The sequence below is a fragment of the Achromobacter aegrifaciens genome (assembly GCF_902859735.1).
In the GTDB taxonomy this organism is placed as follows: domain Bacteria; phylum Pseudomonadota; class Gammaproteobacteria; order Burkholderiales; family Burkholderiaceae_B; genus Achromobacter; species Achromobacter aegrifaciens.
Genome location: NZ_CADIJY010000001.1, coordinates 14022 through 37028, shown reverse-complemented (window position 1 = coordinate 37028; position 23007 = coordinate 14022). Strand labels below are relative to the sequence as shown.

General features: G+C 65.2%; 29 protein-coding genes and 2 tRNA genes. 27 read left to right on the top strand and 4 right to left on the bottom strand.

What is annotated here, in order from left to right; all coding sequences use genetic code 11:
• The first annotated feature begins 1 nt into the window (after position 1).
• From hisB to HV766_RS00155, 11 genes are all read left to right on the top strand, one after another.
• Positions 2–589, top strand: a complete 588-nt coding sequence (hisB, locus tag HV766_RS00205) for an imidazoleglycerol-phosphate dehydratase HisB (RefSeq protein WP_013390948.1) — start codon at positions 2–4, stop codon at positions 587–589.
• A 35-nt stretch (positions 590–624) separates the two neighbouring features.
• Positions 625–1320: an imidazole glycerol phosphate synthase subunit HisH gene (hisH, locus tag HV766_RS00200; protein ID WP_054455503.1), complete on the top strand. Its 696-nt coding sequence runs from the start codon at positions 625–627 to the stop codon at positions 1318–1320.
• A gap of 56 nt (positions 1321–1376) precedes the next feature.
• Positions 1377–2117, top strand: a complete 741-nt coding sequence (hisA, locus tag HV766_RS00195) for a 1-(5-phosphoribosyl)-5-[(5-phosphoribosylamino)methylideneamino]imidazole-4-carboxamide isomerase (RefSeq protein WP_054455505.1) — start codon at positions 1377–1379, stop codon at positions 2115–2117.
• Complete coding sequence (hisF, locus tag HV766_RS00190) at positions 2114–2932, top strand: imidazole glycerol phosphate synthase subunit HisF (RefSeq protein ID WP_119449858.1); 819 nt, start codon at positions 2114–2116, stop codon at positions 2930–2932. The genes hisA and hisF overlap by 4 nt, the downstream gene beginning before the upstream one ends.
• Before the next feature lie 283 nt (positions 2933–3215).
• Complete coding sequence (gene hisI, locus HV766_RS00185; protein ID WP_054455509.1) at positions 3216–3620, top strand: phosphoribosyl-AMP cyclohydrolase; 405 nt, start codon at positions 3216–3218, stop codon at positions 3618–3620.
• Positions 3617–3967 carry a phosphoribosyl-ATP diphosphatase gene (locus HV766_RS00180; protein ID WP_054455510.1) on the top strand — a complete coding sequence of 117 codons (351 nt, stop codon included), beginning with the start codon at positions 3617–3619 and terminating at the stop codon, positions 3965–3967. Before hisI ends, HV766_RS00180 begins: the two co-directional genes overlap by 4 nt.
• Positions 3968–3984: 17 nt before the next feature.
• On the top strand, positions 3985–4353 hold the full coding sequence (locus tag HV766_RS00175; RefSeq protein WP_054455512.1) for a histidine triad nucleotide-binding protein: 369 nt from the start codon (positions 3985–3987) through the stop codon (positions 4351–4353).
• A gap of 14 nt (positions 4354–4367) precedes the next feature.
• A complete protein-coding gene (gene tatA, locus HV766_RS00170) occupies positions 4368–4598 on the top strand; it encodes a Sec-independent protein translocase subunit TatA (protein WP_054455514.1) in 231 nt (76 codons plus the stop codon).
• A 71-nt stretch (positions 4599–4669) separates the two neighbouring features.
• The gene (gene tatB / locus HV766_RS00165) at positions 4670–5194 is read left to right on the top strand and encodes a Sec-independent protein translocase protein TatB (RefSeq protein WP_054455516.1); all 525 of its coding nucleotides are present in this window, start codon (positions 4670–4672) and stop codon (positions 5192–5194) included.
• Positions 5191–5982: a twin-arginine translocase subunit TatC gene (tatC, locus tag HV766_RS00160; protein WP_054455518.1), complete on the top strand. Its 792-nt coding sequence runs from the start codon at positions 5191–5193 to the stop codon at positions 5980–5982. The genes tatB and tatC overlap by 4 nt, the downstream gene beginning before the upstream one ends.
• A gap of 77 nt (positions 5983–6059) precedes the next feature.
• Positions 6060–6428, top strand: coding sequence for a helix-turn-helix domain-containing protein (locus HV766_RS00155; protein WP_054455520.1), 369 nt, complete (start codon positions 6060–6062; stop codon positions 6426–6428).
• A gap of 27 nt (positions 6429–6455) precedes the next feature.
• Here the strand turns inward: HV766_RS00155 and HV766_RS00150 are convergent, their stop codons facing one another.
• Positions 6456–7616 (bottom strand): trypsin-like peptidase domain-containing protein, encoded by a 1161-nt coding sequence (locus tag HV766_RS00150; RefSeq protein WP_054455522.1) that lies wholly within the window; start codon positions 7614–7616, stop codon positions 6456–6458.
• Positions 7617–7635: 19 nt separating this feature from the next.
• Between HV766_RS00150 and HV766_RS00145 the strand changes: the two genes are divergently transcribed.
• The 3 genes from HV766_RS00145 to HV766_RS00135 all read left to right on the top strand — a co-directional run bounded on the left by HV766_RS00145 (position 7636) and on the right by HV766_RS00135 (position 10689).
• Positions 7636–8412, top strand: a complete 777-nt coding sequence (locus tag HV766_RS00145; RefSeq protein ID WP_054455525.1) for a Nif3-like dinuclear metal center hexameric protein — start codon at positions 7636–7638, stop codon at positions 8410–8412.
• A gap of 268 nt (positions 8413–8680) precedes the next feature.
• Positions 8681–9307 (top strand): glutathione S-transferase family protein, encoded by a 627-nt coding sequence (locus HV766_RS00140; RefSeq protein ID WP_175180347.1) that lies wholly within the window; start codon positions 8681–8683, stop codon positions 9305–9307.
• Positions 9308–9357: 50 nt separating this feature from the next.
• A complete protein-coding gene (locus HV766_RS00135; RefSeq protein WP_175180346.1) occupies positions 9358–10689 on the top strand; it encodes an MFS transporter in 1332 nt (443 codons plus the stop codon).
• Positions 10690–10722: 33 nt separating this feature from the next.
• Here the strand turns inward: HV766_RS00135 and HV766_RS00130 are convergent, their stop codons facing one another.
• A complete protein-coding gene (locus HV766_RS00130) occupies positions 10723–11751 on the bottom strand; it encodes an AraC family transcriptional regulator (RefSeq protein ID WP_054455530.1) in 1029 nt (342 codons plus the stop codon).
• A gap of 144 nt (positions 11752–11895) precedes the next feature.
• Here HV766_RS00130 and HV766_RS00125 point away from each other — a divergent pair, with 144 nt between their 5' ends.
• A complete protein-coding gene (locus tag HV766_RS00125; RefSeq protein ID WP_175163688.1) occupies positions 11896–12663 on the top strand; it encodes an aldolase in 768 nt (255 codons plus the stop codon).
• A gap of 117 nt (positions 12664–12780) precedes the next feature.
• Here HV766_RS00125 and mscL read toward each other — a convergent pair whose 3' ends face one another.
• Positions 12781–13227, bottom strand: a complete 447-nt coding sequence (gene mscL / locus HV766_RS00120; protein WP_042795720.1) for a large conductance mechanosensitive channel protein MscL — start codon at positions 13225–13227, stop codon at positions 12781–12783.
• Positions 13228–13367: 140 nt separating this feature from the next.
• Here mscL and petA point away from each other — a divergent pair, with 140 nt between their 5' ends.
• The 12 genes from petA (at position 13368) to HV766_RS00060 (ending at position 21977) form a co-directional block, all read left to right on the top strand.
• Positions 13368–14003 (top strand): ubiquinol-cytochrome c reductase iron-sulfur subunit, encoded by a 636-nt coding sequence (petA, locus tag HV766_RS00115; protein WP_054455534.1) that lies wholly within the window; start codon positions 13368–13370, stop codon positions 14001–14003.
• A 74-nt stretch (positions 14004–14077) separates the two neighbouring features.
• The gene (locus HV766_RS00110; protein ID WP_054455536.1) at positions 14078–15466 is read left to right on the top strand and encodes a cytochrome b; all 1389 of its coding nucleotides are present in this window, start codon (positions 14078–14080) and stop codon (positions 15464–15466) included.
• Positions 15467–15489: 23 nt separating this feature from the next.
• Complete coding sequence (locus HV766_RS00105; RefSeq protein WP_054455538.1) at positions 15490–16341, top strand: cytochrome c1; 852 nt, start codon at positions 15490–15492, stop codon at positions 16339–16341.
• A gap of 154 nt (positions 16342–16495) precedes the next feature.
• A complete protein-coding gene (locus tag HV766_RS00100; protein WP_006388039.1) occupies positions 16496–17107 on the top strand; it encodes a glutathione S-transferase N-terminal domain-containing protein in 612 nt (203 codons plus the stop codon).
• A gap of 12 nt (positions 17108–17119) precedes the next feature.
• Positions 17120–17569, top strand: coding sequence for a ClpXP protease specificity-enhancing factor (locus tag HV766_RS00095; protein ID WP_054455540.1), 450 nt, complete (start codon positions 17120–17122; stop codon positions 17567–17569).
• Positions 17570–17636: 67 nt separating this feature from the next.
• Positions 17637–17712: transfer RNA gene (locus tag HV766_RS00090), tRNA-Thr, on the top strand.
• A 221-nt stretch (positions 17713–17933) separates the two neighbouring features.
• Positions 17934–18692, top strand: a complete 759-nt coding sequence (locus HV766_RS00085) for a GAF domain-containing protein (protein WP_175180345.1) — start codon at positions 17934–17936, stop codon at positions 18690–18692.
• Position 18693: 1 nt separating this feature from the next.
• Positions 18694–18900 (top strand): sulfatase, encoded by a 207-nt coding sequence (locus HV766_RS00080; RefSeq protein ID WP_082401081.1) that lies wholly within the window; start codon positions 18694–18696, stop codon positions 18898–18900.
• Between the two features lie 167 nt (positions 18901–19067).
• A tRNA-Asn gene (locus HV766_RS00075) sits at positions 19068–19143 on the top strand.
• Between the two features lie 134 nt (positions 19144–19277).
• Positions 19278–20192 carry a transcriptional regulator GcvA gene (gene gcvA / locus HV766_RS00070; protein WP_147400229.1) on the top strand — a complete coding sequence of 305 codons (915 nt, stop codon included), beginning with the start codon at positions 19278–19280 and terminating at the stop codon, positions 20190–20192.
• Positions 20193–20289: 97 nt separating this feature from the next.
• Complete coding sequence (locus tag HV766_RS00065) at positions 20290–20763, top strand: RidA family protein (protein ID WP_054455544.1); 474 nt, start codon at positions 20290–20292, stop codon at positions 20761–20763.
• 17 nt (positions 20764–20780) lie between these two features.
• Positions 20781–21977, top strand: coding sequence for an aminotransferase class V-fold PLP-dependent enzyme (locus HV766_RS00060; RefSeq protein WP_175180344.1), 1197 nt, complete (start codon positions 20781–20783; stop codon positions 21975–21977).
• 24 nt (positions 21978–22001) lie between these two features.
• On the opposite strand, the gene HV766_RS00055 is transcribed toward HV766_RS00060, so the two are convergent.
• A complete protein-coding gene (locus HV766_RS00055; RefSeq protein WP_054455547.1) occupies positions 22002–22895 on the bottom strand; it encodes a DMT family transporter in 894 nt (297 codons plus the stop codon).
• Positions 22896–23007 lie beyond the last annotated feature (112 nt).

Here is a 23007-nt window from a genome sequence, read left to right as displayed (position 1 = left end):
CATGCGTACCGCTGAGATCACCCGCAACACCAACGAAACCCGCATCCGCGTGGCCGTCAATATCGACGGCACCGGCAAGCAGACGATCGACACCGGCGTGCCGTTCCTGGACCACATGCTGGACCAGATCGCCCGCCACGGCCTGATCGACCTCGACATCAAGGCGGAAGGCGATCTGCACATCGACGCGCACCATACGGTGGAAGACGTGGGCATCACGCTGGGCATGGCCATCGCCAAGGCGGTCGGCACCAAGGCCGGCCTGCGCCGCTACGGTCACGCCTACGTGCCGCTGGACGAAGCGCTGTCGCGCGTGGTGGTGGACTTCTCCGGCCGCCCGGGCCTGGAATACCACATCCCCTTCACCCGCGCCCGCATCGGCGACTTCGACGTGGACCTGACGCGCGAATTCTTCCAGGGCCTGGTCAACCACGCCCTGATCACGCTGCACATCGACAACCTGCGCGGCGTCAACGCCCACCACCAGGCGGAAACGGTCTTCAAGGCCTGTGGCCGCGCCCTGCGCATGGCCATGGAAGTCGATCCCCGCATGGGCGACGTCGTGCCCTCCACCAAGGGCGTGCTGTAACACCTCCGCCATCCACCCGCAGCAGGCAGAAAGAAGTGACCACTATCGCCATCGTCGACTACGGAATGGGCAATTTCCATTCCGTCGCCCGCGCCCTGAAATACGCCGCCCCCGATGCCGACATCCGCATCTGCAGCCAGCCCCAGGAAATCGCCGCGGCCGACCGCGTCGTGTTTCCCGGCCAGGGCGCCATGGCGGACTGCATGCGCACCCTGAACGAATCCGGCCTGCGCGAGGCCGTGGTGCGCGCCGCGCGCGAGAAGCCTCTGCTGGGCGTCTGCGTGGGCGAACAGATGCTGTTCGATTCCAGCGAGGAAGGCGGCACCTCCTGCCTGGGGCTGTTCCCCGGCGTGGTGCGCCGCTTCTCGGGCCCCGGCTTTGCCGATCCCGTCAGCGATGACGCGGCCTGCCTGACCGACGCCGGCGGCGCCGGACTGGCCGACACCCGCCCCGAGCGCCTCAAGGTCCCGCACATGGGATGGAACAAAGTGCGCCAGACGCGCTCTCATCCTATCTGGGCCGGCATTCCGGACGAAACGCACTTCTATTTCGTCCATAGCTACTACGCCGACCCGGAAGATCCGGACCTGACTGTTGGTGAAACCGAGTATGGCCTTGCCTTTACCTGCGCGGTGGCGGCAGCTAACATTTTCGCGGTGCAGTTTCATCCCGAAAAGAGCGCCGAGCACGGTTTGCGCCTGTATCGCAATTTTGTAGACTGGCAGCCGTAGGCTCCGAGCCCACGCCCGCCAGCCCTTTCAACCCATATATTTTTTCGCTGCCCACCATGCTGCTGATCCCCGCCATCGATCTCAAAGACGGGCGCTGCGTGCGCCTGCGCCAGGGTGACCTGGACGATGCAACGGTGTTCTCTGAAGACCCCGCCGCCATGGCCACACGCTGGCTCGACCAAGGCGCTCGCCGCCTGCATCTGGTCGACCTGAACGGCGCCGTCGCCGGCAAACCCAAGAACGAAGCCCCCATCAAGGCGATCCTGGACGCTGTCGGCGACGACATCCCCGTGCAGATCGGCGGCGGCATCCGCGACCTCGACACCATCGAACGCTACCTCGACGCCGGCATCTCCTACGTGATCATCGGCACGGCCGCGGTCAAGAATCCCGGCTTCCTGCAGGACGCCTGCGGCGCCTTCCCGGGCCAGATCATCGTCGGCCTGGACGCCCGCGACGGCAAGATCGCCACCGACGGCTGGAGCAAGCTGACCCGCCACGACGTGCTCGATCTGGCCAAGAAGTTCGAGGACTACGGCTGCGAAGCCATCATCTACACGGACATCGGCCGCGACGGCATGCTGTCCGGCGTCAACGTCGAAGCCACGGTCCGCCTGGCCCAGCACGTGCGCATCCCGGTCTACGCATCGGGCGGCATCGCCGGCATCCAGGACATCGAAGCTCTCTGCGCCGTCGAGGAAGACGGCGTCGAAGGCGCCATCCTGGGCCGCAGCATCTACGAAGGCACGCTCGACTTCCAAGCGGCGCAGGCACGCGCCGACGAACTGGCAAAATGACCACCTCCAGCAGCACCCCCGCGGCCGGCGCGCCCGTGCAAAGCGCGCTGACCCGCCGCATCATTCCCTGCCTTGACGTCACCGCGGGCCGCGTCGTCAAGGGCGTGAACTTCGTCAACCTGCTCGACGCGGGCGACCCCGTCGAGATCGCCCGCCGCTACAACGAACAGGGCGCCGACGAACTCACCTTCCTCGACATCACCGCCACCAGCGACGGCCGCGACCTGATCCTGCCCATCATCGAGCAGGTGGCCTCGCAGGTCTTCATTCCGCTGACGGTGGGCGGCGGCGTGCGCCAGGTGTCCGACATCCAGCGCCTGCTGAATGCCGGCGCCGACAAGATCAGCATCAACAGCGCCGCCGTGGCCAATCCGGAACTGGTCCGGGCCGCCTCGGACTACCACGGCTCGCAATGCGTGGTGGTGGCGATCGACGCGCGCCGCGTCTCGGCCGCGGGCGAACCCGCCCGCTGGGAAGTCTTCACCCACGGCGGCCGCAAGGCCACCGGGCTGGACGCCGTGGCCTGGGCGCGCCGCATGGCCGCCTACGGCGCCGGCGAAATCCTGCTGACCAGCATGGACCGTGACGGCACCAAGTCCGGTTTCGACCTGGAACTCACCCGCGCCGTCTCGGACGCCGTGCCCGTGCCCGTCATCGCCTCCGGCGGCGTGGGCAACCTGCAGCATCTGGCCGACGGCGTCACCACCGGCCGCGCCAGCGCGGTGCTGGCCGCCAGCATCTTCCACTTCGGCCAGCACACTGTGGGCGAGTGCAAGCACTTCATGGCTGAGCAGGGCATCCCGGTCCGGATGTAGCCCCCCCGAAGCGCCTGCGGCGCTTCCCCCCCAGGGGGGCGCCGCAGCGGACCGGCAGAGCCCGGCTCCGCGCGGCCCCGCTTGTGTGGCGCCTCGAATTGCATAGGCCGGATTGCTTGGCACGCATTGAAAAACCCAGCTCGGCTGGCCTGGATTGGGGATAGTCTGGATCAGTTTGGGAGGCCCCTCTCAGGCGTGCAACAAGGTATTGCCGTAAGATTATGAGTCCCCACGCGCCAGTGGCGGCCTGCAAGGCGCCGCGCGAGGACAACGGATGAATGAGATGAGCAACGAACCCGCCTGGATGGCCGATGTCGTCTTCGACGAAAACGGCCTGATACCCGCCATCGCGCAGGACGCCGAAAACGGCCAGATCCTGATGGTAGCCTGGATGAACCGCGAATCGCTCGCCGAAACGGCCGCCACCGGGCGCGCCGTTTACTGGTCGCGTTCCCGCCAGCGCCTCTGGCGCAAGGGCGAAGAGTCCGGCCATGCCCAGGAAGTCCATGAACTGCGCCTGGACTGCGACGGCGACGTGATCCTGCTCAAGATCCACCAGCAAGGCGGCATCGCCTGCCATACCGGGCGCGCCAGCTGCTTCTACCGCCGCCTGGAAGGCCAGACCGACCAGGCATCCTGGATCACGGTGGACCCCGTGCTGAAAGACCCCGAACTGATCTACAAATGACCGCTCAAGCCGCAAGCGCCGCCGAAATCCTCGCGCGCATCGCCGATACCCTGGAAACCCGCCGTCCCGAAAACGGCGGCGATCCCCAAGCCTCCTATTCCGCCAAGCTGCTGGCCAAAGGCCCGGACGCCTTCCTCAAGAAGATCGGCGAAGAAGCCACCGAACTGGTCATGGCCGCCAAGGACGGCGTGCCCGACCGCATCGTCAGCGAAACCGCCGACCTGTGGTTCCATTGCCTGGTGGCCTTGACCCATTTCAAGCTTCGGCCCGAAGACGTACTGGCCGAACTGGCTCGCCGCGAGGGCCTGTCCGGCCTGGTGGAAAAGGCAAGCCGCCCGCAAGATTGAACACGGAACCCGGAAAAATGAGCGACAACTGTATTTTCTGCAAGATCGCCGCTGGCGACATCCCGTCCAAGAAAATCTACGAGGACGAGGACTTTGTTGCGTTCCACGACATTAATCCGGCCGCGCCGGTACATTTATTGCTGATCCCTCGACGTCATGTCACATCCATGCAGGATATTAAGGGGGAGGACGCAGAATGGTTGGGTAGAATGATGTCGTTAGCGCCGCGGTTAGCCGCTGAAAACGGTTGCAATCCGGGCCCTGATGGCGGATTTCGCATCATGATCAATTCTGGCGTCGAAGGCGGCCAGGAAGTCCCGCATCTGCATTTCCACATCATCGGCGGCTCGCGACCCTGGAAAGGGCGCGTGGCCCCCAACGCGTAATTCGGAGAAACATCATGGGTAGTTTCAGCATCTGGCATTGGTTGGTTGTCCTGGTCATCGTGGCGCTGATTTTCGGCACCAAGAAGCTGCGCAACATCGGCTCGGACCTCGGCGGCGCGGTCAAGGGCTTCAAGGAAGGCATGAAGGACGCCAACGGCGGCGACAAGCCGGCCGAACCGATCGCGCAACAACGCGTCTCCGGCGACACCATCGACGTGCAGGCCAAGGAAAAATCCAACTCCTGAGCGCCTGCTCGGCTCCCGGGCCGTCCTGAACAGGCCGGCCCTTATTGCATCCACTCCCGAGCGGCCGTCGAATGTTTGATGTCAGCTTCACTGAACTGATGGTGATCGGCGTCATCGCCCTGATCGTCATCGGCCCCGAACGCCTGCCCAAGGTTGCCCGCACCGTCGGCCACCTGCTCGGGCGCGCGCAGCGTTACGTCAATGACGTGAAATCCGATATCCAGCGCGAAATCGAGCTCGACGAACTGCGCAAGTTCAAGAGCGAAATGGAAGATGCCGCCCAGGGCGTGCAGAAGTCGCTGAACGAAACCCAGGCCTCGCTGCAGGAACCCGTCCAGCAGTTCCGCGCGGAACTCGACGAAGTCGCGCGCGAAGCTAACATCAAGGCCGAACCGGCCGTGGCCAGCGAAACGCCTGCCGATCCCGAACGCAGCATCGCGCCGCCGCCCGGCCAGAACCACAGCCTGGACCTGGATCTGCCGCCGGTGGCTGCGCCTGCGCCTGCCGCAACCCAACAACCCGCGCCCAGCGCGCCCAAGGCCGACGACGCCGCGCCCGCCGCCAAGCCCGTTGCGCCCTCCGGAACCCCGACGTGACCCAGGACGCCTCCCAAGAAGAAGGCCAGCAGGAGACCTTCATCTCCCACCTGGTCGAGCTGCGCACCCGCCTGCTGCGCGCCGCCGCCGCCGTGATCGGCATATTCATCGTGCTGTTCATCTACCCCGGCGCGTCGGCCATCTACGACGTGCTGGCCCAGCCGATGCTGGCTTCGCTGCCCGAAGGCACGCGCATGATCGCCACCGGCGTCATCACGCCGTTCATGGTGCCCGTCAAGGTCACGATGATGGCTGCGTTCATCCTGGCGCTGCCCGTGGTGCTGTACCAGGCCTGGGCCTTCGTGGCGCCCGGCCTGTACCGGCACGAGAAGCGCCTGGCGCTACCGCTTATCGTTTCCAGCACTTTTCTGTTCATCGCGGGCATGGCGTTCTGCTATTTCGTGGTGTTCCGCACGGTGTTCCACTTCATCGCCACGTTCGCGCCGCAGTCCATTACGCCGGCGCCGGACATCGAGGCCTACCTGAGCTTCGTCATGACGATGTTCATGGCCTTCGGCATCACCTTCGAAGTGCCCGTGGCCGTGGTGCTGCTGGTGAAGATGGGCGTGGTCGAACTGTCCAAGCTGAAGGCAGCGCGCGGCTACGTGGTGGTGGGGGCCTTCATCATCGCCGCCGTGGTCACGCCGCCCGACGTGGTCAGCCAGTTCATGCTGGCAGTGCCTTTGTGCCTGCTGTATGAGGTCGGGCTGATCTGCGCCCGGCTGGTCACTCCCAAACCAGAAGCAGAGAGCGAGGCCGGTTCGGACTCGCTGACAGAACGCCACTGATCCCTTCGGACGGTCCTGCCCACAAAGCAGGACCGTTTCACCTTGTGGGCGGCCTGCGGCAACTCTACATTGCCCTTATGTCACTCGCCCAAAGACTGCATACCCTGATGCGCTGGCGCGGCATCAAAAGCCAGAACCAGCTGGCGCGCATTTCCGGCGTGCCGCAATCGTGCATCCATCGGATCCTCATGCGCGAAGACTGCTACTCGCCGTCTCGCGCCACCTTGCTGCGGCTGGCGCGGGCGCTGGACACCAGCGTGCCGTGGCTGACCGACGGCGTGGGGCCGGGTGGGGATACACCGCAAGACAGCGCATTCCCGCCGGACCATGCCCCGGACGGTTATTGCACGGAAATATGGGCGCTGCTGCGCACCCAATCCGAAAGCACCAAGAAAGCCATCCTGTCGGCGGTGCGCCTGATGGCCAAAGATCCCGCCGCGACCTGAGCCCCCGCCCGCAGACCCGGCCCCGTCCTAGCGCGGCTTGCCCGGGCGCGTACCCACCACCACGGCCAGCTCGGCCGGCTTGCCGCTGCGCAATATTCCCAGCTTGGCGCTCTGGCCCGGCGGCAGCTGCGCGATCTCCGACAGCAGGCTGGCGGTATCCATCATCCGCTTGCCGTTGACCGACTGCACGATGTCGCCCACCCGCAGGCCGCCGCGCGCCGCCGGCCCGTCGCGCATCACGCCAGCGATGATCACGCCGGTGGTGTCGCGGTCCAGCCCAAAGGCGCGTGCCAGCTCCGGGGTCACGTCCTGCGGCTCCACGCCCAGCCAGCCGCGCTTGACCGCGCCGGTCTTGACGATCTCGTCCATGACCTTGCGCGCGATCTCGATGGGGGTGGCGAAGCCTATGCCCATCGACCCGCCTGATTCGGAATAAATGGCGGTGTTGATGCCCACCAGATTGCCGGCGGCGTCGACCAGCGCGCCGCCGGAATTGCCGGGGTTGATCGCCGCGTCGGTCTGAATGAAGTTCTCGTAGGTGTTCAGGCCCAGTCCGTTGCGGCCCAGCGCCGACACGATGCCCAGCGTGGTGGTCTGCCCCACGCCGAACGGATTGCCGATGGCCAGCACCACGTCGCCCACGCGCAAGCCCCGGTCCGGCGCCAGCGTGGCAGCGGGCAGGGCGCGCAAGGTGGCCAGCTTCAGCACGGCCAGATCGGTGTCCGGATCCGCGCCCACCACTTTCGCGGTATCGCGGCGGCCATCGGACAGCGCAACCTCGATCGCTTCCGCGGCCTGCACCACGTGGTAGTTGGTCAGCACGTAGCCGTCCTGGTTCACGATCACGCCGGACCCCAGGCTGGTCGAGGCCTGCCGCCGGGTCACGCCGGGCACCTGGCCAAAGAACTGGCGCAGCACCGGATCGTCGGGCAGCGGAATCAGCGGCACGTTAACGTGCTTGGTGGTGTATACGTTGACCACGGAAGGAGCCGCGCGGGCCACGCCCTCGGCATAGGACGCCGTGGCCTGGGTGCGCGCAGCGGGCGGTCTTGCGGCGGCCGCTGCGGACTGCGGCCCCGCCGCGGGTCCGGCCAGCCGCAGCAGGTCGGGCCGCAAGGTCGTCACGACGAATAGAATACCCAGGCAGACCGTGACGGCCTGAGCAAAGATCAGCCAATATCGGCGCATGATTCTGATAGGACTAGCTATGAGTAAAGTGGACTCCCACGTCCTGGCCAACTGGCTGGACGACACCCTGCAAGCGGCGCGCTTCAAGGACTATTGCCCCAACGGGCTGCAGGTGGAAGGCCGATCCGAAATCGCACACATTATCGCCGGAGTCACGGCCAGCGAAGCCCTGCTGCGCGTGGCGGTCGAGCGCGGCGCGGATGCGGTGCTGGTGCACCACGGCTGGCTCTGGCGCAACGAGGACCGCCGCGTCATCGGTACGCGCCGCGCGCGCATGGCCCTGGCCCTGAAAAACGACCTGAACCTGTACGCCTACCATCTGCCGCTGGACGCGCATCCTACGCTGGGCAACAACGCTCAGCTGGCGCGCGTGCTGGGCCTGACGCCCGCGCTGCGCGACGATGGCGCGCCGCAAACCTGTGGCCCCGACAACCTGGTCTGGCTGGGCGCCGCGCAAGGCGTGGCGACGCTGGGCCAGTTGGGCGAGCGCGTGGCCGAGCGCCTGGGCCGCCAGCCGCTGGTGGTGGGCGACCCGGACATGCCGCTGGCGCGCGTGGCCTGGTGCACGGGCGGCGCGCAAGGCATGCTGGGCGATGCGGCGGACGCAGGCGCCAGCGCCTACATCACGGGTGAGGTCTCCGAATCCACGGTGCACCTGGCGCGCGAAACCGGCGTGGGCTTCATCGCCGCAGGCCACCATGCCACCGAACGCTACGGCGCGCAGGCGCTGGGCCAGGCGGTCGCGGAACATTTCGGTATCAAGGTCGAATTCGTCGACATCGACAACCCGGCATAACCAGCAGCGCCCCCAAAAACACGCCCCCGCAAGGGGGCGTTTTCATTGCACGGCGCGCTATGGCCGTGCGCGCCGCTCGCGCCCGAATCGGCAGGACTCGGCTAGGGGAAAACCAGAGGGCGCGATCAAGGCGGCGCCTGTGCGTCGCATCTGGTCAATCGCGGTTCTCTCCCTGTCAATTCCGCACCCAGTCCACAGCCCTAGCATTCCATGCAGCCGCCCGCTGCCGGCCCTTTCCGGCCGGGCCTCCTACACACGGAGCCATTGAATGCTGACCCTCTACGACCACCCGCGCTCCGGCAACTGCTACAAGGTGCGCCTCTTTCTTGCGCTCATCGGCCGGGACTACCAAAGCCGGTTCGTCGACGTGCTGGCCCGCAAGAACCAGACCGCGGAATTCGAGCGCGTCAGCGCCTTCCAGCAGATCCCCGCGCTGACCGATGGCGACACCGCCATCTGGGACAGCCACGCCATCCTGCTGCATCTGGCGCATCACTACGCCCCCGAATGGCTGGCGCCGCTGCCGCGCATCGGCGCCATGCATGCCTGGATGTCGGTATCCGCCAACGAGATCGCCAACAGCCTCCAGCCGCTGCGCCTGACACACGTCGTCAGCAACGCCGAAGCCGCGCACCACCTGGGCGTAAGCGAGGCCCTGCTCGACGTGCCTGGCATGCAGGCCCGCACCGACCGCGTGCTGCAACGCCTGAACCAGCGTCTTGCGGGCCACGCCTGGCTGGCGGGCGGCGATGCGCCGACCGTGGCCGACATTGCCTGCTACGGCTACCTGGCGCTGGCCGAGGAAGCCGCCGTCGACATCGACGCCTATCCCGCCATCGCGGCGTGGCGCAAGCGCATACAGCAGTTGCCGGGGTATGTGCCACCGGGTCCCTGAGGCCCGCGCACAACGACAAAAACCACTATTACAAGACAAGAGGGAACGACATGGACGCCATCCAGGCCGCGCAGCCTATAGCCCAATCACACAAGAAACCGAATCTGTTCCGGGTCGCCGTTGCCACGGTCATCGGCACCGCCGTGGAAGCCTTCGACTTCCTCGCCTACGGTACCGCCGCGGCGCTGGTGTTCAACAAGATTTTCTTCCCGCAGTTCGATCCCGCGACCGGCACGCTGGCCGCCTTCGGAGCCTTCGCCAGCGGCATGCTGGCGCGGCCCATCGGCGGCATCCTCTTCGGCCATTTCGGCGACCGCATCGGCCGCAAGTCCATGCTGACTCTCAGCCTGCTGCTGATGGGCATATGCACGGTGCTCATCGGACTGCTGCCGACCTATGAACAGATCGGCATCTCGGCGGCGGTGCTGCTGGTGGCGCTGCGCATCGGCCAGGGACTGTCGTTCGGCGGCGAAATGGGCGGCGCCATGCTGATGGCGGTCGAACACGCGCCGCCCAAATGGAAGGCATTCTTCGGCAGCCTGCCGCTGGTGGGCGCGCCTCTGGGCATCCTGCTGTCGGTCGGTTCCTTCGCGCTGGTGACGCGGCTGCCGGAAGAGGACTTCCTGTCCTGGGGCTGGCGCCTGCCGTTCCTGGCCAGCGCCGTGCTCATCGTCGTCGGCCTGTTCATCCGCCACGGCATCGACGAATCGCCTGAATTCGAAGAGGTCAAGCGCGAGAAGGCGCGCAACAGACAGTCCGTGCAAGACAAGATGCCCCTGGGTGAACTGCTGCGCGCGCACGGCAAATCGCTGCTGCTGTGCATAGGCTGCAAGATCGCCGAGGTCACGCTGATCTACACCTTCCTGGTGTTCTCGGTTTCCTACGCGGTGTCCAAGCTCGGCTTCAGCCGCGCCGACGCGCTGCATGCCTTGCTCTACGGCGCCGGCGTGCTGATGTTCACCATTCCGCTGTTCGGCGTGCTGGCCGACCGCATCGGCGCGCGCCGCGTCTGTGGCTGGGGCGGCATGCTGCTGGGACTCATGGCCATTCCGATCTTTCTCGCGGTCGGCAGCGGTTCGTTGATGGCATACAGTCTCGCCGTCTTCGTCGCCATGGCCTTCAACTACGCGATCATGATCGCGCCGCAATCCAGCCTCTACAGCGCGCAGTTTCCCGCAGAGCTGCGCTATTCCGGATTGTCCATCGGGGTCCAGTTCTCGGCCGCCATCGGCGGCGGGCTGGCGCCGCTGATCTCGGCCACGCTGGTGCAGAAATTCGACAGCATTCTTCCCGTCGGCGTCTATCTGGCCTTCCTCGGCATCGTGGCCGGCACCTCGGCGTTTCTCATGAAGCCCACGCCGCAGGACCTGCGCCGCGCCTGACGCGCAGGCACGGCAAGAGCAGGCGGCGCGACGCTACGCGCCGCCGTTGCCGCTTCTGGCAGTCTTGCGGTACAAGGCCGGCGACATGCCGAAGCGTTCATGGAAGCGGCGGATGAAATGGCTCGCGTGCTGAAAGCCGCAAGAGGCCGCGATCTCCTTGACCTCGACATGCGCACGCCGCGGATCCTCCAGCGCTTCCCTGGCCAGCTGCAGACGGCGTTCACGCACGTAGCTGGTGTATTGCAGCGAGCGCATCTTGAACAAGCGGTGCACCCAGCGCGTGGTCACGCGCAGCACATCCGCCACCGCCTGCACCGACAGTTCCGGATCGGTGATGTGGGCATCGATGTAGCTGGCCAGCACCTGCCAGTTATCGGCGGGCCCGCGCGCATCGCCCGGTATCTTCTCCAGCGCCTGGCTGGTGTAGATCGAAGCCAGCAGCGCCAACAGCGCCTGTTCGGCAAACAGCGACGACGTCGGGTTCGATTCCGCCTTGTCGAAGAACACATGATGCAGGCACCGATGGGCGGTCTGCACCATGGGCAGGACGGCCACGCCGCGCTGCGCGGTGAACTGCGACATCGCCAGGCTGTGCGCGCCCAACAGGCGCGACAGCGGCCCCTTGACCACCACAATGCGCGAATCGGTGTACATCCGGATTTCCGATGGCAGCGCGGTCGTGCGGAAGATGATGTCGCCGGGTTCCAGCGGCAGCGTCGCATCGTTCTGCACGATGACGCCGTGTCCGGCAATCACAAAGCTCGCCAGGAACTCCGCATGCTCCAGATCGGCCGCATGTTCCGCGCGGTGCTGCACGCTGATCGGCGTGGACTCCAGACTCACCACCAGCCCGCCCGCGCGCAGCCTGCAGGCCTGCAATAGCAGCCTGGGCGGTTCGGTCAGGGCCCTGAATTCGCCCGGCAGCACCAGCTTGTCCAGTTCGCGCTCGTAGCCAGCGATCTCCTGCGCATAGAAAGGGCGGAACTGGGGCGCAAAGTTCAGATCCGCCTCGGAACAGGCGGGCCGGGCGGATGGATTCACTGTCTGGCGGGCGCGTGGCATGCTCGGAACACTCAGTCGGGTCGGCCAACACTGGCCGAAAGGCGCCGGCCTTCCTGTCGCATTGAGTCAACCCTCGTTCGTGATCGGTCAATCGCTGGCGGCGGAGGCGGGCGTGTAATGGAGCCATTATCCCAAGGAGACCCCATGCTGGAAAAACAAGCCCATGCCGACGCCTTCTTTGCGCGCTCCGCGAACAAGCTCGACTTCGGGAACTGGAGCGAAGAAGAGAAGGTGGCCCTGAGCTGTCGCATTCTCGCCAGCGAAGGCCATTCGGAAACGCTGGCGGGCCAGATCACCGTACGCAAGGAAGACGGCACGTTCCTGACGACGCCCTTGGCCCAGGCCTTCGACGAGATCGTCCCGGCCTCGGTCATCCGCATCAACGACAACATGGAAGTGCTCGACGGCCCCGGCACGCCGAACCCTGCCGTGCGCTTTCACTTCTGGGTCTATCGCCAGCGTCCCGACGTGCAATGCATCATCCACACGCACCCGCCCCATGTATCGACGCTGTCCATGACGGGCCAGCCGCTGGTCGTCGCGCACATGGACGCGACGCCGTTCCACAACGACTGTGCTCATCTGAAGGAATGGCCCGGCCTGCCCATTGCCGACCAGGAAGGCGAGATCATCTCGGCGGCGCTGGGCGCCAAGCGCAGCATCCTGCTGGCCAACCATGGCTTTCTGGCGGCCGGCTCATGCATCGAGGAAGCGCTGTACCTGTCGGTGCTGATCGAACGCGCCGCCCGCAATCAGCTGCAGGCGGCCGCCGCCTATGGCGAGGTGAAACCGGTGAACGATGCGCTGGCCGCCGAATCGCACGACTTCCTGCTCAAGCCCAGCATCGTGCGCGCAAGCTTCGCCATGTTCGCTCGGCGCGTCGAACGGCAAATGGCTGCGGAACGGGACTAGGGGAAGAAAACAGGCAGCGGATCGTTCAGCGGGGGCCGGCGTGCGCCGGCGGGAACGTCCGCCAGCCGCCGCCCGGATCCGCGTCTGCGTGGATTCCGGGCCTGCGGCAGCATCGGATCAGGGCTTTTTGAGCAGATCGCGGATTTCGCGCAGCAGCGCCACGTCTTCGGGCGTCGCAGCGGGCGCCGGCGCTTCCTCGGCCTTGGTGCGGGCCTTGTAGATGGCCTTGACCATCCAGAAGATCACGAACGCCAGCAACACGAAGTTGATGATGATCGTGACGAAGTTACCCCACGCAAAAACGTTGGCGCCAGCCTTGGTCAGGTCGGCGTAGGTCATGGGGCCGTTGTAGCCGGCCGGCATCGACAGAACCAGGAACTTGTTCGAAAAATCGACCGAGCCTCCGAGGATGAAGTTGACCAACGGCATGACGATGTCCTTGACCAGCGAATCGACGATCTTGCCGAACGCCGCGCCGATGATGACACCGACCGCCAGGTCCACTGCGTTGCCTTTGACAGCGAAATCTCGGAATTCTTTGACGAAACCAGTCGCTTTGCTCATAAAAGCACTCCCTTCGTGATACGCCCGTGAGTGGGCTGGCGCTATAATACGCGGTTGCTATGTTGTTACAAATTCCCGCGAACCCGATGCCGCAGAAGTGATGCTACTCGTAGAGCGGGCGCATCAACAAGGATAGGAAGATGAGTCAGGATACGCTGGTGCACGATGATGACGGTGCGGTTGATCCCAACCTGCCACCTGATCCTTCGCGACGTTTCTGGGTTACCACCGCCTGTGCTGTGGGTGGCGTAGCAGGTGTCGCAACGGCAGTGCCGCTTGTGAGCACGTTTTCTCCCTCCGAAAAGGCCCGCGCTGCCGGGGCTCCCGTTGAAGTGGACGTCGGCGACATTCCCGTCGGCACCATGAAGACGGTTGAATGGCGCGGAAAACCGGTCTGGATCATCCACCGGTCGCCTGAACAACTCGCTGGTCTCAAGACCCAGGACGCCTTGCTGGCCGATCCTGATTCCAAGCGCCCCGGCTTCACGCCCAAATACGCCGAAAACGAAGGCCGCTCGCGCAAGCCCGAGCTCTTCGTCTGCGTCGGCATCTGTACCCACCTCGGCTGCTCGCCCACGTCCCACTTCGAGAAAGGCGGCAGTCTGGGCGCCGACTGGCAGGGCGGATTCCTCTGTCCTTGCCACGGCTCCACGTTCGATCTGGCCGGCCGTGTCTACAAGAACAAGCCCGCTCCCGACAACCTCGAAGTCCCGCCGTACCAATATCTCACCGACACCCGCATCATCGTGGGCGTCGATGAAGACAACAAGGCCTGACGCGCGCGTCGCGCTTTTTTCCCGAATTACGTAAGTAAAACAAATACGCCACGTATTAGAGAAGGAGCCGTTACATGGCTGGCGAGAAAACCGTCGAGACGACAGGCCTGTTGGGCTGGCTGGACCGGCGCTTCCCGGTGACCTCCACCTGGAAAGCCCATCTGTCCGAGTACTACGCACCGAAGAACTTCAACTTCTGGTACTTCTTTGGCTCACTGGCCCTGCTGGTGCTGGTGCTGCAGATCGTGACCGGCATCTTCCTGGTCATGCACTACAAGCCGGACGCCGAACGCGCGTTCCAGTCCGTCGAATACATCATGCGCGAAGTCCCGTGGGGCTGGCTGGTGCGCTACATGCACTCCACCGGCGCGTCGATGTTCTTCGTCGTCGTGTACCTGCACATGCTGCGCGGGCTGCTTTACGGTTCCTACCGCAAGCCGCGTGAACTCGTGTGGATCTTCGGCGTCGCGATCTTCCTCTGTCTGATGGCGGAAGCCTTCTTCGGCTATCTGCTGCCCTGGGGCCAGATGTCCTACTGGGGCGCGCAGGTGATCGTGAACCTGTTCGCGGCCATTCCCTTCATCGGCCCTGAGCTGTCCATCTGGATCCGCGGCGACTACGTCGTGTCGGATGCCACGCTGAACCGCTTCTTCGCCTTCCACGTCATCGCCATCCCGCTGGTGCTGGTGGGCCTGGTCGCGGCCCACCTGGTGGCGCTGCACGAAGTCGGCTCGAACAACCCGGACGGCATCGAGATCAAGCAAGGCCCGAAGGACAAGTACGGCCGCCCGAAGGACGGCATCCCGTTCCACCCGTTCTACTCGGTCCACGACCTGATGGGCGTGGCCGGCTTCCTGCTCGTGTTCGCGTTCATCGTGTTCTTCGCGCCGGAAATGGGCGGCTACTTCCTCGAGTTCAACAACTTCATCCCTGCTGACTCGCTGAAGACGCCTCCGCACATCGCGCCGGTCTGGTACTTCACGCCGTTCTACTCGATGCTGCGCGCCACCACCGACGAGTTCACCTGGGTGCTGGCGGGCGCTTCCGTGCTGGGCGCCATCGCGCTGCTCGTCAAGAGCAACCTGAAGGGCTTCATGCGTATCGCCGTCCCCGGCATCCTGATCGTCGTGGCCGTGCTGCTGCGCGTGATCGACGCCAAGTTCTGGGGCGTGGTCGCCATGGGCGGCACGGTCGTCATCCTGTTCTTCCTGCCGTGGCTGGACCATTCCCCGGTCAAGTCGATCCGCTACCGCCCGACCTGGCACAAGTGGATCTACGGCATCTTCATGGTCAACTTCCTGGTGCTCGGCTACATCGGTACGCAGCCGCCCAGTCCGCCGTTGAACATCACGTCGCAAATCGGCACGCTGCTGTACCTGGCATTCTTCTTCCTGATGCCGGTATGGAGCCGCCTGGGCACTTTCAAGAAGGTGCCCGACCGCGTCACGTTCCACGCCCACTGAGCCCACCAGATAACGGATTAACCATGATCAAGAAGCTGATTGGTGCCGTGGCCTTGATGCTCACGTGTACCGCCACCCTTGCCGCCGGAGGCGGCTACCCCCTGGACAAGGCCCCGTACCGCGTCAACGACATGTCGTCGCTGCAGAACGGAGCCAAGCTGTTCGTCAACTACTGCCTGAACTGCCATAGCGCGTCCTCGATGCGCTACAACAAGCTCAAGGACATCGGGCTGACCGACCAGCAGATCAAGGAAAGCCTGCTGTTCACCGGCGAAAAGGTCGGCGACATGATGAACGTCGCCATGACCCCGAAGGACGCCAAGCAGTGGTTCGGCACGACGCCCCCGGACTTGTCCGTGATCGCGCGCGCCAAATCCGTGAACGCCGGCCCCTCGGGCGCCGACTACATCTACACCTACCTGCGCACCTTCTACCGCGACACGGCGCGTCCCACGGGCTGGAACAACCTGGTCTTCCCGTCGGTGGGCATGCCCCACGCGCTCTGGGAAGTGCAGGGTCCGCGCGAACTCACGACCGTCGCCATGCACGAGGTCGAAGGCAAGGCGGGCGCCCCCAAAACCTGGGAACGCGTCACCACGGTGTACGATGCACAGGGTTTTTCCACGGTCAAGGCCGAACCGGTAGCCAACTACCACGGCCATGCCACCTTCGATGCCAAATTCAAGGCCGCTAACCCGGCCCAAGTCGCAACATACGACAACGACGTCGCCGACCTGACTGCGTTCATGTCCTGGATGGCCGAACCCGTCCAGACATTCCGCGTCCGTCTCGGCGTCGGTGTCATGTTGTTCCTGCTGCTGTTCTTCCTGGTTACCTGGCGCCTCAACGCCTCGTACTGGAAACACGTGCGCTAACCGCAACGCCCCGCCAGGTTTTTATCCGTCCCCGATTGCAAATGGGGACGGCATCAGCGGATAGGGCTGTACGCCTATCCCGCCTGGCAATTGGGGCCAGCGCCTGCTAGATTAAGGCGCTGGCCTTTCGTTTTTCAATAAAGGACTTACCGCCATGATGGTGCTCTATTCCGGAACCACGTGTCCGTTTTCGCAACGCTGCCGCTTCGTGTTGTTCGAAAAAGGCATGGATTTCGAGATCCGCGACATCGACCTGTACAACAAGCCCGAAGACATCTCGGTGATGAACCCGTACGGTCAAGTGCCCATTCTGGTCGAACGCGACCTGGTCCTGTACGAGTCGAACATCATCAACGAGTACATCGACGAGCGCTTCCCGCATCCCCAGCTGATGCCCGCCGACCCGGTCATGCGCGCCCGCACCCGCCTGTTCCTCTACAACTTCGAGAAGGAACTGTTCGTCCACGTCTCGACGCTGGAAGACCGCAGCGCCAAGCCCGACGAAAAGAAGCTGGCCAACGCCCGCCAGAACATCCGCGACCGCCTGGCCCAGCTGGCCCCCATGCTGCTGAAGAACAAGTACATGCTGGGCGAGGAATTCTCCATGCTCGACGTGGCCGTGGCTCCGCTGCTGTGGCGCCTGGACCACTACGGCATCGAACTGCCCAAGAACGCGGCTCCGCTGCAAAAGTACGCCGAACGCATCTTCTCGCGTCCGGCCTACATCGAAGCGCTGACGCCTTCGGAAAAAGTGATGCGTCGCTAAGGCTGTTGCGTGATGGGTGAAACTTCGACCAAACCATACCTGATCCGCGCGCTGCACGAATGGTGCACCGATAACGGCTATACGCCCTATATCACCGTGCAGGTCGACGAGCACACCATGGTGCCCGTCGCCCATGTGCGCGACGGCCAGATCACGCTGAACGTGGGCACGCTGGCCACCAACCGCCTGGTGCTGGGCAACGAATTCATCGAATTCCAGGCCCGCTTCAGCGGCGTGACCGAAAACGTCTACGTTCCCGTGGGCGCCGTCAGCGCCATCTATGCGCGCGAAACCGGCGCCGGCATGGGCTTCGAAGTGCAGCCCTACGAACCGCCGGAAGCTGGCGCCCAGGGCGCGACGGCCACCGCCGCGCCCGAGGGCTCCGACGCCGACGCCGCCCCCGGCGACGACGGCGGAGACGACGACGAACCCAAGCGTCCGCGCCTGACCATCGTCAAATAAGGCATCCCCGCAAGGTCTGCATTTTTTTCATTACAATGCAGCCCTTCGCGTGCCCCAGGCACGCAGCGCCGGTGTAGCTCAGTTGGTAGAGCAGCTCACTTGTAATGAGAAGGTCGAGGGTTCGATTCCTTTCACCGGCACCAGATTCCAGATGCAGATCCGTCCTGAGACGATCTCAAAAACCCGCTCCGGCTATGACGGCGCGGGTTTTTTATTGCCTGCGTCATGAACGGAAAGCGTGAGGCCAAGCCAGCCCATTGCGCTTTGTCCTATTTACGCTGTCCCGAGCCCCGAAAACCGGCCTTTCCGCGAAATCGCTGCCTACAATCGCGCCAAGTTCTGGCCTCAGGAGGCGCGGTTCCCCATGCAGACAAATCATCTCCCCGGCGTGCGGCAAAAACGCCTCTGGCAAAAGAGGTGGCCTAGAGAAGTCCTGTTCAATGGCCCGCCACTCCTCGTCGCCGGTAGCGCCGCGGTGAAGAGCTGGCGCGAACCGCTGTTTGAACCCTGGATGTTCGGTCTGACGGCCGCCACGAGCGTCTGGCTGATTCTGGCAGCCCTGGTTCGCGTGGCTGCTGCACGCGCCGACGACGAGATGGATGGACCGGCCGCCGTCCACGAAGGTCTCGATGCAGCGGTCTCCACCATGCACACCATGCTTGCCGAATGGTGCGACAAGCGCAATTGTGGAACCGACCTGCGCACCACCTTCCACCGGGTCGTGCCTCCCGTTCATGAACCGCAGGAAATCGAGCAGATCATCAACTACGCGGGCGCTGGCGGCGAGGGTGCAGGACGAACCTTTCCCGTGCACACCGGCATCGCGGGCAGAGCTGTCCGCAGCAAGACACCGCTGGTGATGTCCAGCCAACACAGAACGGAAGATCAACTCCGCTCGGCACTAGTGCTTGAATGGGGGTATACCGCGGCCCAGGCCCGCCGTCTTGGACCCGGCCGCTATTTGGCTATGGCGGTGCCCGTCCTGGACCGTTCAGGCCAGCATCCCATGGGCGTGATCTACCTGGACTCGAGCGACCATGCGCTTTTCGAACGCAACGACGTTGCGGAAATCGTAGGCGCCGGCGCCAAAGCGATCAGCGACTTCGTCAGCAAAAGGTATTGATATGAACGCTGCCACCAACAAGAAACCTGACGCATTCTTCAAGGGATCCCGGCTAATTTCCAGGCCGGGCGCGGTAATCCAGGTTCGGGAACTGATGCTCACCGAATACGGGTTGCGTGCCATTACCAGTGCAAGCACGGGTATCCGGCAAGGGGCCATTGAAGAAGCTGGCCCACCGTCGCCGCTGAGAGGAATGGCTCCTGCCTGACCCCATTTGTACTGCGCCCGGTTTGGCTGCTTTTCGATACCGCAGATGGTCGCCGCATACACTTGTGTCCTGGTGAGAAAGGCAAATATTCAGCGCGTCGACCCGTTACGCCTGGCCCGTTTTGCATTCTTCCGTTTTTTTGTGCATAATTCGCCCCCTCTACCTGTTCCCCGATAGCTCAGTCGGTAGAGCGACGGACTGTTAATCCGCAGGTCGCTGGTTCGAGCCCAGCTCGGGGAGCCAAAGAATGCAGTACTGAAGGGCCCGCAACTTGTTGCGGGCCTTTTGCATTGGGACGCGGTGCGCGCGCGCTGTTTGCCGGGCCGCGCGCGGCGTACGATGATGCGCATTCCCTCATCACCACATCGCCTGCCTCCATGCGTTCCGCGCGATCCCTGCCTGCCCTGGTTTCCCTGCGCGCCTTTGAAGCTGCCGCGCGGCGCATGAGTTTTTCCCTGGCTGCGCAGGAGCTCTTCGTAACGCAAAGCGCCATCAGCCACCATATCCAGCGACTGGAAGCCGAACTGGGCGTGGCCCTGTTCGAGCGACTCACCCGCGCCGTGGCGCTGACCGCGGCGGGTCAGGCCTATTACGAGCGCGTACACGCGGCCTTCGAGTTGCTGCGCCTGGGTACCGACGAGGTCCGTGCGCCCGAGACTGTGCGGCAGACGCTGCGCGTCGGGCTGCTGGCCTCGTTCGCCACGCGCTGGCTGGCGCCGCGCCTCGCGGCGTTTGCCGCCGCCCATCCCGACATCGATCTCCAATTGCAGCCCGACATCGGCCTGGCGGACGTTGCGGGCGGCGAGGTCGACGTCGCCATCCGCTACGGGCGCGGCGTGTGGCCAGGCGTGCGGGCTCGGCTGATCATGGCGGAGCGGCTGTCGGTAGTCTGCTCGCCCGCGCTGATCGCGGGCAGGAAACGGCCGCGCACGCCGCAGGATCTGCTGCGATTCCCGCTGCTGGCCTCGCATGCCCGCCATCCCTTCGAATGGGACGCCTGGGCGCGACATCACGGCGTGGACCTGGGCGGCGTGCGGCCCGTACGCTTGCATGACTACAACATCGTCGTGGAAGCGGCGCTGGCGGGGCAAGGCATGGCGATGGGCCGTCACCGCCTTATCGCCGCCCAGCTCGCCAGCGGCGCGCTGGTGGAGGCCCTGCCGAACGCCGCGCTCGAAGCTCCTCGCATCGGCTGGTGGTTCGTGACGCCGCGCGGCGCGCTTGGCGAAGCGGCACAGCGCTTCCACGCATGGCTGGCGCAGGCGGCCACGGAGCGGGGCGACACACATTAGTTTTACTCATGTGTACTGCGCGAAAATTGATTGGTCAGGGCCGGCAGCGGCCGATAGCATGAGGCTTGCCCATACTTTCCCTGTTCAGGAGTCCCTCATGACCCGCTCGATCTCCGGCCGCGTGGCCGAACTTGGCCTGACCCTCGAAGCCGCCGCCGCTCCCGCCGCCAACTACGTGCCCTTCGTGCAGGAAGGCAACCTGCTGTATATCTCGGGCCAGATCTCCCGCAAGGACGGCAAGGCCGCCTATCTGGGCCGCCTGGGAGACCAGGTTTCTGACGCCGATGGCGTGGCAGCGGCGCGCCTGTCGGCGCTGGGCCTGCTATCGCAGATCGCCGCCGCCACCGGCGACAAGCTGGATCGCGTGGCGCGCGTCGTGCGCCTGGGCGTGTTCGTGGCCAGCACGCCGGACTTCAACCGCCAGAGCGCCATTGCCAACGGCGCCTCCGACCTGATGGTCGAGGTGTTCGGCGACGCCGGCCGCCATGCTCGCAGCGCCGTCGGCGTGGCATCCCTGCCGCAGGGCGTGGCGGTCGAGATCGAAGCCGTTATCGCGCTCACGCAAGCCTGATCCCTGCCGGAGCCGCCATGTCCGCCCCCTTGACTCCCAGCGCCGTGGAAGCGTTGCGCGCCCAGACCCCTGGCGCGCACACCACCGTCCATTTCAATCACGCCGGCGCGTCGCTGCCCTCGGCCGCCACGCTGCATGCCATCCACGCGCACCTGCAACGCGAAGCGACGCAAGGGCCCATGGAGGCGGGCGTGCGGTCGCGGGAGCTGATCGAGCAGGCTCGCACACTGGCGGCCCGGCTGCTCAACGCGGACCCGACCGAGATCGCGCTCACCGGCGGCAACTCGCCCGGCTGGGGCGCGGCTTTCGCGGCGATGGCGCCGTGGCGCGCCGGCGACCGCATCCTGGTGGGTCGCCACGAATGGGGCGGCAACCTGGCCGCCATGCGGCTCAAGGCGCAGCGTGCTGGCGCCACGCTGGAGACCATTCCCTCGGACGACAGCGGCTGCGTCGATCCGCAGGCACTGGAGGCCATGCTGGATGAGCGGGTGCGCCTGATCGCACTGACCTGGCTGCCCGCCAACGGCGGCCTGATCAATCCCGCCGCCGCCATCGGCAGCGTCGCGCGCCGCCACGGCATCCCGTATTTCGTGGATGCGGCACAGGCGGTCGGCCAGTTGCCCGTGGACGTCGCGCAGATCGGCTGCGATGTGTTGAGCGGGGCCGGACGCAAGGCGTTGCGCGGCCCGCGCGGCACAGGCCTGCTGTACGTGCGGCGCGACTTCCTGGACCAGCTCACGCCCGCCTTCGTCGACACCCATTCCGCCCCCCTGGGCGCCGACGGCGAGCCGGTGCTGCGCCAGGACGCCGCGCGCCTGGAATCGGCGGAAGCCTCGCTGGCGCTGCGCTGCGGCCTGGCCAACGCCTTGCAGGAAGCCCTGGACATCGGCCTGCCAGCCATCCGCGCCCGCATCGCCGCCACGGCCCAGGCCCTGCGGACCGAACTGGCGGCCATCCCCGGCATCACGGTGCTGGACCAGGGCCGCGAACGCTCGGGCCTGGTGTCCTTCAACTTCGCCGATCAGGACGCCGTATCCGTGCAACGCGCCATGGCGGCACAGGGCATCACCATCGGCAGCAACGGCGTGCCCTATACCCCGCTGGACATGCAGGCGCGTGGCCTGACCCAGATCGCGCGGGCCTCGGTCAGCTATCTGACCAGCGACGCGGAAATCGACCGCCTGCTGGAAGGGCTGCGTGCCCTGGCCCGCTAGGGCTTGCCCGGCCCTGGGCCAAGTTCAAGCCGCCGCGCGCCGCGCGAAGGGCGTCCACTTGGTGAAGACCAGCAGGTTGCCCAGCATTACCAGCGCCAGGCCCAGCAGGGCCGGCGCCGTCCACTGATAGCCTTCGGCGAAAGTAGAGACGCTCAAGGCCACCACCGGAAACAGCACCGTGCAGTAGGCGGCCCGCGCCGGGCCCATGCGGCCCACCAACGTCAGATAGGCGGTAAAACCGATCACGGAGCCCGGGATGGCCAGATAGAGCAGGGCGCCGACGTAGGAAGCCGAGGTATCGAATTCGAACGGCAGGCCCGCCGCCAGACAACCCGCCAGCAGGATGGCTGCGCCATAAAGCATGCTGTAGGCGTTGCCGGTCAAGGGCCGGATGCCGGCGCGCTGTTGCAGCGACGACAGCATGTTGCCCGTCGAAAAGCAGAACGTACCCAGCAGTGCAAAGCCCAGGCCCAGCAGGGTTTCATGGCTGGCCTCCTGCCCCGCCAGTTCGGGCCAGAACAGCAGCACCAGGCCGGAAAAGCCCAGCGCGCCGGCCACCATCACGCGCGGCGCGACGCGGGTGCCGAACCACAGGCGGGCATTCAGCGCATTCCATAGCGTCGCCGCCGAAAACACCACCGACACCAGGCCGCTGGGAATCCACTGGGTTGCCGTGTAGAAGCACAGGAAGTTCAGGCAGAACAGGCACAGCCCCTGGCCCACGCACAGCCAGTGGCCGCGTCGGTCCATTTTCTGCAGCTTGCGGGTCAGCGCCAGGACCGCGAACAGAACCAGGCCCGCCAGCGCGAAGCGGTAGAAGATGGAGACGGGAATCGCCACCACGCCCAATTGCAGCTTGATGGCGATCCAGGTTGTGCCCCAGATGACGACTGTGAGGAAATACAGGAAGAGGTTCACGATGCGATGCTGAAACAGGGACGCGGTAAGGCGGTCCGCAAGACCGCCGGGGAATCCAGTTTGCGCCTCCCTGGCCCGCAAGAATTGCCGGTTCTTGCGGTTTTCTTCCCCG

What these genes read in the sequence shown, in the direction of transcription:
- hisB (WP_013390948.1), top strand. Translation starts at nt 2, where the DNA reads ATGCGTACCGCTGAGATCACCCGCAACACCAACGAAACCCGCATCCGC.
- hisA (WP_054455505.1), top strand. Translation starts at nt 1,377, where the DNA reads ATGCTGCTGATCCCCGCCATCGATCTCAAAGACGGGCGCTGCGTGCGC.
- hisF (WP_119449858.1), top strand. Translation starts at nt 2,114, where the DNA reads ATGACCACCTCCAGCAGCACCCCCGCGGCCGGCGCGCCCGTGCAAAGC.
- hisI (WP_054455509.1), top strand. Translation starts at nt 3,216, where the DNA reads ATGAGCAACGAACCCGCCTGGATGGCCGATGTCGTCTTCGACGAAAAC.
- HV766_RS00180 (WP_054455510.1), top strand. Translation starts at nt 3,617, where the DNA reads ATGACCGCTCAAGCCGCAAGCGCCGCCGAAATCCTCGCGCGCATCGCC.
- HV766_RS00175 (WP_054455512.1), top strand. Translation starts at nt 3,985, where the DNA reads ATGAGCGACAACTGTATTTTCTGCAAGATCGCCGCTGGCGACATCCCG.
- tatA (WP_054455514.1), top strand. Translation starts at nt 4,368, where the DNA reads ATGGGTAGTTTCAGCATCTGGCATTGGTTGGTTGTCCTGGTCATCGTG.
- tatB (WP_054455516.1), top strand. Translation starts at nt 4,670, where the DNA reads ATGTTTGATGTCAGCTTCACTGAACTGATGGTGATCGGCGTCATCGCC.
- HV766_RS00155 (WP_054455520.1), top strand. Translation starts at nt 6,060, where the DNA reads ATGTCACTCGCCCAAAGACTGCATACCCTGATGCGCTGGCGCGGCATC.
- HV766_RS00150 (WP_054455522.1), bottom strand. Translation starts at nt 7,616, where the DNA reads ATGCGCCGATATTGGCTGATCTTTGCTCAGGCCGTCACGGTCTGCCTG.
- HV766_RS00145 (WP_054455525.1), top strand. Translation starts at nt 7,636, where the DNA reads ATGAGTAAAGTGGACTCCCACGTCCTGGCCAACTGGCTGGACGACACC.
- HV766_RS00140 (WP_175180347.1), top strand. Translation starts at nt 8,681, where the DNA reads ATGCTGACCCTCTACGACCACCCGCGCTCCGGCAACTGCTACAAGGTG.
- HV766_RS00135 (WP_175180346.1), top strand. Translation starts at nt 9,358, where the DNA reads ATGGACGCCATCCAGGCCGCGCAGCCTATAGCCCAATCACACAAGAAA.
- HV766_RS00130 (WP_054455530.1), bottom strand. Translation starts at nt 11,751, where the DNA reads ATGCCACGCGCCCGCCAGACAGTGAATCCATCCGCCCGGCCCGCCTGT.
- HV766_RS00125 (WP_175163688.1), top strand. Translation starts at nt 11,896, where the DNA reads ATGCTGGAAAAACAAGCCCATGCCGACGCCTTCTTTGCGCGCTCCGCG.
- mscL (WP_042795720.1), bottom strand. Translation starts at nt 13,227, where the DNA reads ATGAGCAAAGCGACTGGTTTCGTCAAAGAATTCCGAGATTTCGCTGTC.
- petA (WP_054455534.1), top strand. Translation starts at nt 13,368, where the DNA reads ATGAGTCAGGATACGCTGGTGCACGATGATGACGGTGCGGTTGATCCC.
- HV766_RS00110 (WP_054455536.1), top strand. Translation starts at nt 14,078, where the DNA reads ATGGCTGGCGAGAAAACCGTCGAGACGACAGGCCTGTTGGGCTGGCTG.
- HV766_RS00105 (WP_054455538.1), top strand. Translation starts at nt 15,490, where the DNA reads ATGATCAAGAAGCTGATTGGTGCCGTGGCCTTGATGCTCACGTGTACC.
- HV766_RS00100 (WP_006388039.1), top strand. Translation starts at nt 16,496, where the DNA reads ATGATGGTGCTCTATTCCGGAACCACGTGTCCGTTTTCGCAACGCTGC.
- HV766_RS00095 (WP_054455540.1), top strand. Translation starts at nt 17,120, where the DNA reads ATGGGTGAAACTTCGACCAAACCATACCTGATCCGCGCGCTGCACGAA.
- HV766_RS00085 (WP_175180345.1), top strand. Translation starts at nt 17,934, where the DNA reads ATGCAGACAAATCATCTCCCCGGCGTGCGGCAAAAACGCCTCTGGCAA.
- HV766_RS00080 (WP_082401081.1), top strand. Translation starts at nt 18,694, where the DNA reads ATGAACGCTGCCACCAACAAGAAACCTGACGCATTCTTCAAGGGATCC.
- gcvA (WP_147400229.1), top strand. Translation starts at nt 19,278, where the DNA reads ATGCGTTCCGCGCGATCCCTGCCTGCCCTGGTTTCCCTGCGCGCCTTT.
- HV766_RS00065 (WP_054455544.1), top strand. Translation starts at nt 20,290, where the DNA reads ATGACCCGCTCGATCTCCGGCCGCGTGGCCGAACTTGGCCTGACCCTC.
- HV766_RS00060 (WP_175180344.1), top strand. Translation starts at nt 20,781, where the DNA reads ATGTCCGCCCCCTTGACTCCCAGCGCCGTGGAAGCGTTGCGCGCCCAG.